This is a genomic window from Brevundimonas sp. (assembly GCF_046295075.1).
Lineage (GTDB): Bacteria > Pseudomonadota > Alphaproteobacteria > Caulobacterales > Caulobacteraceae > Brevundimonas.
Genome location: NZ_JBKBOC010000007.1, coordinates 136997 through 147204, shown reverse-complemented (window position 1 = coordinate 147204; position 10208 = coordinate 136997). Strand labels below are relative to the sequence as shown.

Genomic DNA, 10208 nt, shown 5'->3' with positions numbered 1-10208 from the left:
CGAGGCGGCCTGATCAATGTCTTGCCGTTGATCCCTAGTGGGCGGCGGGCGCGTGGGGCGGTTCGACCGGGGCTGCGGGGGACGGCGCAGCGGCGGAGGCGTCCGCGCCCTGCATCGTCGTTGCCGCCGGAGCGGCGGCGGTGTCGTTCTGGATGGCTTGGTTGGCGGCGGCCTCGGCGTCCTTGGCGGCCTGATCGACCGTCAGGGCCGCTTCCTCGGCGCTGCCGGCGGCCTCGACCGCGTCGGTCGCGGGGGCGGTCTCGGCCTTTTCTTCAGGCGCCTTGCCGCAGGCGGCCAGGACCAGGACCGCAGCCGATGCGGCGACGAGGGCTTTGATACGCATGAGGACTTCTCCGAAGGCTTGCGCGAGACTGCGCGCCTCGCGCCAGGACGATAGGGCCGCCTTGCGCGTCAGGGCAAGTTACGATCCGGCAAGGCGCGAACGGGGCGGCGTCACGCCGCAGCGGCCTAAACCTAGTCGGCCTTGATGTTGTTCAGCGTCTCTTCCATCTCGCCGAAGGACGGCTGGGCGGACGAGGGAATGTCGCCACGGCCGATCTCGACCGAGATCTGGGCGGCGTTGCCGTGCAGGTGGGCCACCAGCACCGACTGGATGATCTTGTAGTAGGCCGCTTCCTCATCGACGATGGCCTGAAGGCGCGCCGCCAGGGGGCCGATGAGGCCATAAGCCATGAACACGCCGAGGAAGGTGCCGACCAAGGCCCCGCCGATCATGCCGCCCAGAACTTCCGGCGGCTCGGTGATTGAGCCCATGGTCTTGATGACGCCCAGCACGGCGGCGACGATGCCCAGGGCGGGCAGGGCGTCGGCCATGCCCTGCAGGGCATGCGGCGGTCCGGCGGCTTCGTGATGGTGCTTCTCGAGCTGTTTCTCCATCGCATCCTCAACCTGGTGCGGATCCTCCAGGTTCATCGTCATCATCCGCAGGGTGTCACAGATGAAATCGACGGCGAAATGGTCCTTCAGCACCTTGGGGTATTTCTGGAAAATCGCTGATTCTTTGGGCTTTTCGATGTGGCTTTCCAGGGCGACGACGCCTTTCGACTTCATCGTCTTGGTCAGTTGAAACAGAAGCGAAAGCAGATCTTTATAGTCCTGCTTCTTCCATTTCGGCCCGACGAAGGCCTTGCCCAACCCGCCCAACGTGCCCTTGATCACCTGGATGCTGTTGGAGATCAGAAAAGCTGCGACCGCAGCCCCCAGGATCGCCATCATTTCATAGGGCAGGGTGTACAGGATGACGGCCATCTTGCCGCCATGCAGAAGATAGCTGCCGAACACCATGCCGAACAGCAGGACGATTCCGATGATCTGGAACATTGGGCCGGGAGATCCTGAAATTTCAGGCTCTACAATGTCAGTTAATCATTAAGACGGCGTTTCGCGAACGCCGTCTCCCTGACCTCAGAGGCGACCTTCGCCGTTCAGGATCGCGGTGCGCGCCGCCGCCGTCAGCTTCTGATAACCGGTCTTGCCGCCGCGCACGTAAAGCGCCGTCCCGGTCTTTTCGGGATCGAAGCCGTCCGCGACCAGATCGGCCTTCCTGTATTTGAACGTGCCGGTCGTTTCCGCCGACTTGATCAATCGCAGGAACACAGGCTGGGCATAGGCCGGCAGCTTGGCCTCGACATGGTCGGAGAAGGCCTGGGCGTCGAACTTGCCCTCGACCACCAGGGCCGCCATCCCCGCCTTGCCGTCCTGGGCCGGCACCGGCACGCCATAAACGATGGCCTCGGTGACGCCGGGCGCGTCCATCAGCACCTGTTCGACCTCGGAAGTCGAGACGTTTTCGCCCTTCCAGCGGAAGGTGTCGCCCATCCGGTCGACGAAGTAGAAATAGCCCTCCGCGTCCTGTTTCATCAGGTCGCCGGTGCGGAACCAGCGGTCGCCCTTCTTGAACACGTCGGTCAGGATCTTCTTCTGCGACGCCGCCTTGTCGGCATAGCCCGAAAAGTCGTGGCGGATGTCGTTGCCGATCAGGCCGATGGCCTCGCCTACCTCGCCGACCCGCGCCAGACGGCACAGGCCATCGGGGCCTCGAATGGGCTGTTCGGTCTCGACGTCGAACTGGACCAGCCGGATGTTGATCTGCGACTTCAGGAAACCGGGCACGCGGCCGATGGAGCCCTGTTTGCCGTCGAAGTTAAACAGCGAGACGTTGCCCTCGGTCGAACCGTAGAACTCCAGCACCTCGGGGATACGGAACCGGCTCTGGAAGTCGGGCCAGACGTCGGCGCGCAGGCCGTTGCCGAACGCCAGCCGCAGCTTGTGCTTGGTCTCGTCCTCGTGCGGCGGACAGTTGACCAGGTAGCGGCACAGTTCGCCGATATAGACGAACATGGTCGCCCCCGACGACCGCACGTCGGGCCAGAAGGCGCCAGCCGAGAACTTCTTGCGGATCACCAGTCGCGCGCCGTTCAGCAGGGCCGCGCCCACCCCGACCAGGCCGCCGGTCGAGTGATACAGCGGCAGGACGTTGAAGATCCGATCCTCGGGCGTCGAACGCGTGGCGCCGGCGAAGGCGCGCATATAGGTGCGGGCGCGCGAATGCGGGATGCGCGCCGCCTTGGGCAGGCCGGTCGTGCCGGAGGTGTAGATATAAAGCGCGGTGTCGCGGTTGGTCAGACCCTCGCGCGCCGACTTGGACGGCCGCACCGACGAGCCGCCCCGCACGGGCTTGTCCAGGCCGCGACGGTCGCTGGTCTCCAGGTCGTCGGGCAGGCCCAGCACCCAGAGCGCCAGATTGTGATCGACCAGAGGCCGCGCCTCCTCGATCTGACGCCAGCAGTCTTCGTCGGCGACGACGTTGAAAGCCTTCGAGATGGCCAGACAGTGGGCCAGCCCCTGCCCGCCCAGATTAGTGTTGATCAGGGCCGTGGCGATGCCGACCTTGGAGAAGCCGATCCACGCCGCCAGATATTCGATCCGGTTCGTCATCATCAGGGCGATGGTGTCGCTGCGACGCAGGCCCCGGTTCTTGGCCCAGTGGGCGAAGCGGTTGGCCATGGCGTCCAGGTCACGATAGGTCAGGGTGCGCTGACCGTCGTCGATGGCGATATTGTCGGCGAACTTGTCCACCGCCTCTTCGAAGTCGTCACAAAGCAGGACGTCGCTGTCCAGCTCGATCGGCTTGATGCGCTTGAGCAGGCGGAACAGGCCGCGAGCGAACCGGACGTCCCGACGGATATTCGCTACAAAACCCATGCGCGCCGTGTCTCCGGTCAATGCGTGTTCCACCCTGTCCGGTGATGGACGAAGGGGGGGCGTCGGGTCAACCGCGCCGTCCGCGATCCCTCGCGAACCCGACGGATTGGCGTCAGCCGTGATCCATTTGTTCTGTTGACGCCGGGGAAATCCAGAGGCGTCACCTGCTTTTTATTGCCGCATTCCCCGCTGATCCGGCCGCAAAGGGCGCGATTGTCGCCTCATTCCAGGCGGGAACGGTGTTTCTTCGGGGCTTTTGCGCCGGCGGCGGAACGACGTCGCGGGACGGCGGGTTGGTTGATCAACGTTATGGAGGACAGAAACAATGTCGATGACCTACGCCAACGCCAATACCGAAGCCCGCACCGAAGAAACCTTCGTGCCGCGCTACGCCCGCAACACCAAGGCCAAGAAGTCGGTGAAGACCTGGATGATCCTGGCCCCGATCGGCGCCGTCGTGCTGCTGGGCAGCGGCGTCGCCATGGTGATGGGCGGCGGCGAACAGGCGGCGCCCGCTGCGTCCACCGAGGCTGCGGCCCCGGCGATGCAGACCGCGCCCGCCGCAATGACCGCCGCCGAGACGCCCGTGACGCCGGCCGCGCCGATGGAGACCTCTTCGGCTCCTGCCGCTGCGCCTGCTCCGGTCGTCCGTCGTGCCGAACCGCGCGCCGAGCCGGTCACCCGTCGCGCCGCACCGGCCGCTGAACGCCCGGCCGCCGCACGCGTCGAGACCCCGGCCGCGCCGACCAGTCCTCAGCCCTATGCGGCCCCGTCCGTTCCGGCGGCGAGCACAAGCCAGTTGAACACCGCTCCCGCAGCAGCTTCGACCCCGGCTCCGGTCGTGACCACGCCCGCCGCTCCGGCGATCACGGTTCAACCGCTGAACTGATCGCAGTCAAATCGAAGAAAGCCCCGGTTTCGACCGGGGCTTTTTTTGTGTGGCGCCTCAAGCACCGGTCACGCGCCAGATCACATTGCCCACGTCGTCGGCGACCAGAAGCGCGCCCAGCCGGTCGATCTGGACCCCCACCGGCCGGCCCTGCGCCTGACCCTGGGCGTTCAGAAAGCCGGTCAACACATCCTGCGGCGGACCGCTCGGGCGGCCATCGACGAACGGTACGAAGATCACCTTGTAGCCGCTTCTCACGCTGCGGTTCCACGACCCATGCTGGCCGACGAAGGCCCCGCTCCGCAAGGCGGGCGGAAACAGGGTCGCCCCCTCGCCGAACGTCAGCCCCAGAGAGGCGGTATGGGCGCCCAGGGCGTAGTCCGGCCGGATCGCCCGCGCGACCATCGCCGGATTGGGGGGCGGCCGCACATCGATGTGCTGACCGTAATAGCTCCACGGCCAGCCATAGAAGGCTCCCGGCGTCACCGAGGTCATATAGTCGGGGACCAGATCGTCGCCGATCTCGTCGCGTTCGTTGACCGCCACCCACAGCTGGCCGGTCTGGGGGTTCCAGTCCATCCCCACCGGATTGCGCAGGCCCGAAGCATAGACCCGACGCGTCCCCGTCGCCGGATCGATCTCCAGAATGGCAGCGCGATCCAGCTCTTCGTCCAACCCATTCTCGCCGACGTTCGAGTTGGACCCGACCCCGACATAGAGGCGGCTGCCGTCCGGGCTGGCGACCAGGCTCTTGGTCCAGTGATGGTTGCGACCGGCGGGCAGGTCCACGACCTTGATCGCGGCGGCGTCGATCCGCGTCTGGCCCGTCCGATAGGGGAAGACCACCACCGCATCGGCATTGGCGACGTAGAGGCGCTCCCCCACCAGGGCCATGCCGAAGGGCGAGTTCAGGCCTGTCAGGAAGTCCGTCTTCGTCTCCGCGACCCCATCGCCGTCGGCGTCGCGCAGGAGGACGATCCGGTTGGGACTGGGCACGCCGGCGCCGGCCCTGGCCATGACCTTGCCCATCACCCAGTCCCGCAGTCCGCCCTTCTTGTCCTGCGGCGGAGGCGGCGCATTCGACTCGGCGACCAGAATGTCGCCGTTGGGCAGGCGATAGAGCCAGCGTGGATGATCCAGCCCCGTCGCGAACGCCTGCACCCGCAACCCCGCCGCCGCGGCCGGCGTCGCGCCCTGAGGCCAGCTTGTCGCAGGCGCGATATTGACCGTCGGCAACAGGCCCTGACGCGGCGCGGGCAGTTCCGGGTTCGGGCCAAAACCCGCCTCGGTCGGCAAGGCCTGGCCGCCCGCACAGGCCCCCAATCCAAGGGTTGCCGCCAACACCGTCGAGGCGAGCAGGGATTTGGAGGTCGCAGTCATGATCGTGGCCCTTACCGAGCGGGTTGCGCCGGAAACTCCAGCCGGCTGACATCATAGCCTAGCGCGCGCGCCCGTTCGGTCAGGCTGCGCACCTGGGCCTCGGTCGGCAGGTCGCGGGTGTAGATGAACAGGCGCTCGAACGTCGGATCGGCCGAGATGAACCAGCTGTAGTCGTCCGCTCGGTCCAGCACCCAGTAATCCCAGGTCACGAAACCGGCCAGATACTTGACCCTCAGCTTGGCGTTGGTTCCCGGATCGAGGATTTCGCCCCGCCCGCCGATGGCCTTTTCCTTGCCCTGCGGCGTGCCGACCTGACAGGTGTCGCGCACGTCGACGCGCGTGCCCTCCACCGGCGTGTAGATCGATGCGCCCGCCACGCAGCCGTCCGTCAGCCGATCCGGCAGACGCGCAATCTCGTGCCAGCGCCCGGACCACAGACGCTGGACATCCACCGGTTTCGCCGGCTGTGGCGCGCGATATTCGGAAGGCGACGGCGCCGTCACGCAGCCGGCCAGGGCGACGGCTGCGATGGCCGAGGCCATCAGGGATTTCATGCTGGACATGAGCGTTTCCGTTTGAAGCCATAAGCCGCGCTTGGCGACCCTGGTTCCTTTACGTCGCAACGCCCGTTTCGGACGGCGTGGACGGCAAGGTGGGAAATCTCTCAGGCCGTGGCAGTATCCCTCGCTTGTCTTACGCTGCACATTGGCGTTGTCACGTCGGCGTTCGACGGAGACACCGCTGGTGGACACTGCCATTCTGACCGAAAACCGAAACGCCCTGCCTGCCGCTCGCTTGACCCATCTTCAGCGCCTGGAGGCCGAGGCCATCCACATCATGCGCGAGGTGGCGGCCGAGGCCGAGCGACCGGTCATGCTGTATTCGATCGGCAAGGATTCGGCGGTGATGCTGCACCTGGCGAAGAAGGCGTTTTACCCCTCCACCCCGCCCTTCCCCCTGCTGCACGTCGATACGACGTGGAAGTTCCGCGCCATGTACGCGATGCGCGAACAGGCGGCGGCCGACCTTGGCGTCGAACTGCTGGTCCACCAGAACCCCGAGGCCGTCGCGCGCGGGATCAATCCCTTCGATCACGGCTCGGCTCTGCACACCGATCTGTGGAAGACCGAGGGGCTGAAACAGGCCCTGTCGCTGCACGGCTTCGATGCGGCCTTCGGCGGCGCCCGGCGCGATGAGGAGAAGTCGCGGGCCAAGGAGCGGATCTTCTCCTTCCGCACGGCCGAGCACCGCTGGGACCCCAAGAACCAGCGGCCCGAGCTCTGGCGGCTCTACAACACCCGCAAACGGCCGGGCGAGAGCATCCGCGTCTTCCCCATCTCCAACTGGACTGAGCTGGACGTCTGGCAATATATCCACCTGGAGCAGATCCCCATCGTGCCGCTTTATCTGGCGGCCGAACGGCCGGTGGTCGAACGCGACGGCGCCCTGATCATGGTCGATGACGACCGGTTCCGGCTGCGACCCGGCGAGACGCCGCAGATGAAGTTCGTCCGGTTCCGCACACTGGGCTGCTACCCCCTGACCGGGGCGGTCGAGAGCACGGCGGCGACCCTGCCCGAGGTCATTCAGGAAATGCTGCTGACCACCACCTCCGAGCGCCAGGGCCGGATGATCGACCACGACCAGTCCGCCTCGATGGAGAAGAAGAAGCAGGAGGGCTATTTCTGATGGCTCACCAATCGGACCTGATCGCCCGCGACATCGACGCTTACCTCGATGCCCACCAGCACAAGAGCCTGCTGCGGTTCATCACCTGCGGCAGCGTGGACGACGGCAAGTCCACCCTGATCGGGCGGCTGCTCTACGATTCCAAGATGATCTTCGAGGATCAGATGGCGGCGCTGGAGGCGGACAGCCGCCGTGTCGGCACGCAAGGGGGCGACATCGACTTCGCCCTGCTGGTTGACGGTCTGGCGGCCGAGCGGGAGCAGGGCATCACCATCGATGTGGCCTATCGCTTCTTCTCGACCGAAAAGCGCAAATTCATCGTCGCCGACACGCCCGGCCACGAGCAGTACACCCGCAACATGGTCACCGGCGCCTCAACCGCCGACGCGGCCGTCATCCTGATCGACGCGCGTCGCGGCGTCCTGACCCAGACCCGGCGTCACGCCTATCTGGTCAGCCTGCTGGGCATCCGCCACGTCATCCTGGCGGTCAACAAGATGGACCTGATGGGCTGGTCCCAGGATGTGTTCGACGCCATCGTCGCCGACTTCCGCGCCTTCGCCGGCCAGATCGGGCTGAAAAGCTTCGACGCCATTCCGATGTCCGCCCTGCGCGGCGATAACATCACCGAAGCCAGCGCCCATTCGCCCTGGTACGTCGGCCCGCCTTTGATGAGCCTGCTGGAGACGCTGGAGGTCGGCGACGATCTTCAGGCCGATCCGTTCCGCCTGCCGGTGCAATGGGTCAATCGGCCCAATCTCGACTTCCGCGGCTTCTCGGGCCAGATCGCCGCCGGGACCGTGCGCCCCGGCGATCCGGTGCGTGTCCTGCCGTCGGGCAAGACCTCGACCGTCACCCGCATCGTCACCGCTGACGGCGATCTGGACCAGGCCGTCGCCGGCCAGTCGATCACCCTGACCCTCGCGGACGAGATCGACATCTCGCGCGGCGACGTCCTGGCCAGCGCCGACGCCCCGCCGGAAGCCGCCGATCAGTTCGAGGCCACGGTCGTCTGGATGGACGACGAGCCCCTGCTGCCGGGCCGCCCCTATCTGCTCAAGATCGGCGCCAAACTGGTCGGCGCCACCATCACCGAGCCCAAGCACAAGGTGAACGTCAACACTCTGGAGCAGCAGCCGGCCAAGCGGCTGGAGCTGAACGAGATCGGCGTCTGCAACCTGTCGCTGGACGCCCCCGTCGCCTTCGCCCCCTATGTCGAGAACAAGGATCTGGGCGGTTTCATCCTGATCGACCGGATCTCGAACCGCACGGTCGGGGCGGGCCTGCTGAACTTCGCCCTGCGCCGCGCCCACAACATCCACTGGCAGGCCCTGTCGGTGGACAAGGCGGCGCGCGCCACGATCAAGAACCAGACGGGCCGGGTGGTCTGGCTGACCGGCCTGTCCGGCGCCGGCAAATCCACCATCGCCGATCTGGTCGAAAAACGTCTCTACGCCGACGGCCGCCACACCTACCTATTGGACGGCGACAATGTCCGCCACGGCCTGAACCGCGATCTGGGCTTCACCGAGGAGGACCGGGTCGAGAACATCCGCCGCGTCGCAGAGGTGTCGAAACTGATGGTGGACGCCGGCCTGATCGTCCTGGTCAGCTTCATCTCCCCCTTCCGCGCCGAACGCCGACTGGCCCGCGACCTGCTGGGGCCGGGCGAGTTCGTCGAGGTCTATGTCGACACGCCCCTGGCCGTCGCCGAACAGCGCGACGTCAAGGGCCTGTATAAAAAGGCCCGCGCCGGCGAACTGAAGAATTTCACCGGCATCGACAGTCCCTACGAAGCCCCCGAAAATCCCGAGATCGTCGTGGACACCACCACCATGTCGCCCGAAGACGCGGCCGAACGCATCGTCGCCTGGCTGGACGGCCGGTTCTCGACCGAGGATTTCAGCATCTGACCCCTCGACGTTCGGCCGGTTCGGGCGCGAGGGTGGAACCTTGACCGTTCGCCAAACGCTCTGGAGCCCATGACCAATCCGATCAAACAATTGGACCTCGCGGCCATCGAACAGTCGCAGGTCGTGCGGATCGCCGGGGCCAATCTGACGATCGGCGGCCTGACCAGCGCCGGGGTGATCCTGCTGGTCGCCTTCGCAGCGCACTGGCTGGTGACGCGGTCCCTGCGCCGACTGCGTGAACGGGCGGATCGCAGCCGCCAGGCCGTCTATCTGCTGGAGCGGCTGGCGGGTTACGCCATCATCGTCATCGCCATAATGTCGGCCCTGTCGGCGGCGGGGCTGAACCTGTCGTCGCTGACGGTGTTCGCGGGCGCCCTGGGCATAGGCGTCGGTCTGGGCCTGCAGGGCGTGGTCAAGGAGTTCGTCTCCGGCCTGTTCCTGATCTTCGACCGGATGGTGTCGGTCGGCGACTATATCGAGATCGAGGACATCGGCATTCGCGGCGCCATCATGGAGATCGGCCCGCGCGCCACCCGCGTTCGCACCAACGACAACGTCAATGTGCTGGTGCCCAACTCGCGTTTCATCGAACAGCCGGTGACCAACTGGACGCTGAAGGGCGACACCCGCCGCATCCACGTGCCTTTCTCGGTCGCCTATGGGTCGGATCGGGGCCAGGTGCGCGACGCGGTTCTGGCCGCCGCCCGCGCCAGTCCGTTCACCCTGCCCGAAACCGAGGCCCGCAAGAGCCAGGTCTGGCTGGTGGCCTTCGGCGACAAGGGTCTGTCGTTCGAACTGCTGGTCTGGCCGACGCGCGAGGCGGTGAAACGGCCCGCCGCCATGCACGCCGCCTATACCTGGCTGATCGCCGACGCCCTGGACGCCGCCGGCATGGAGGTGCCCTTCCCCCAGACCGACCTGCGCATCCGCAGCGCCTTCGGCCTGGAAGGCGACGAAGCCCTGAAGCGGCTCGGCTATGGCGTAGGCGCCCCGCCGCGACCCGTCGCCCCCCAACGCAGCGCCCAGACTGCCAACGACGCCGCCGACGATGTCATGGCCGACGATGAAGCCGATACGCCGGAAGCGCCGAGCGCACGGACGGATTAAAACAA

Annotated in this window: 9 protein-coding genes; 4 read left to right on the top strand and 5 right to left on the bottom strand. The window is 66.3% G+C overall.

The features are described from left to right. Positions 1-34 precede the first annotated feature (34 nt). The 3 genes from ACK4MH_RS08245 to ACK4MH_RS08235 form a co-directional block, all read right to left on the bottom strand. Positions 35-343 carry a hypothetical protein gene (locus ACK4MH_RS08245; RefSeq protein ID WP_409716939.1) on the bottom strand — a complete coding sequence of 103 codons (309 nt, stop codon included), beginning with the start codon at positions 341-343 and terminating at the stop codon, positions 35-37. A 131-nt stretch (positions 344-474) separates the two neighbouring features. After that, positions 475-1341 (bottom strand): flagellar motor stator protein MotA, encoded by an 867-nt coding sequence (gene motA / locus ACK4MH_RS08240; RefSeq protein WP_409716937.1) that lies wholly within the window; start codon positions 1339-1341, stop codon positions 475-477. Positions 1342-1425: 84 nt separating this feature from the next. After that, positions 1426-3225: a long-chain-acyl-CoA synthetase gene (locus ACK4MH_RS08235; RefSeq protein WP_409716935.1), complete on the bottom strand. Its 1800-nt coding sequence runs from the start codon at positions 3223-3225 to the stop codon at positions 1426-1428. A 331-nt stretch (positions 3226-3556) separates the two neighbouring features. Here ACK4MH_RS08235 and ACK4MH_RS08230 point away from each other — a divergent pair, with 331 nt between their 5' ends. Further along, positions 3557-4114: a hypothetical protein gene (locus ACK4MH_RS08230; protein WP_409716933.1), complete on the top strand. Its 558-nt coding sequence runs from the start codon at positions 3557-3559 to the stop codon at positions 4112-4114. Between the two features lie 57 nt (positions 4115-4171). On the opposite strand, the gene ACK4MH_RS08225 is transcribed toward ACK4MH_RS08230, so the two are convergent. Beyond that, positions 4172-5494, bottom strand: coding sequence for a PQQ-dependent sugar dehydrogenase (locus ACK4MH_RS08225; protein ID WP_409716931.1), 1323 nt, complete (start codon positions 5492-5494; stop codon positions 4172-4174). An 11-nt stretch (positions 5495-5505) separates the two neighbouring features. Next, complete coding sequence (locus tag ACK4MH_RS08220; protein ID WP_409716929.1) at positions 5506-6057, bottom strand: lipocalin family protein; 552 nt, start codon at positions 6055-6057, stop codon at positions 5506-5508. A 178-nt stretch (positions 6058-6235) separates the two neighbouring features. Here ACK4MH_RS08220 and cysD point away from each other — a divergent pair, with 178 nt between their 5' ends. From cysD to ACK4MH_RS08205, 3 genes are all read left to right on the top strand, one after another. Next, positions 6236-7183, top strand: a complete 948-nt coding sequence (gene cysD, locus ACK4MH_RS08215; protein ID WP_409716947.1) for a sulfate adenylyltransferase subunit CysD — start codon at positions 6236-6238, stop codon at positions 7181-7183. Then, positions 7183-9096, top strand: coding sequence for a sulfate adenylyltransferase subunit CysN (gene cysN / locus ACK4MH_RS08210; RefSeq protein ID WP_409716927.1), 1914 nt, complete (start codon positions 7183-7185; stop codon positions 9094-9096). Before cysD ends, cysN begins: the two co-directional genes overlap by 1 nt. Before the next feature lie 69 nt (positions 9097-9165). After that, positions 9166-10203 carry a mechanosensitive ion channel family protein gene (locus tag ACK4MH_RS08205; protein WP_409716925.1) on the top strand — a complete coding sequence of 346 codons (1038 nt, stop codon included), beginning with the start codon at positions 9166-9168 and terminating at the stop codon, positions 10201-10203. The last annotated feature ends 5 nt before the right edge of the window (positions 10204-10208 follow it).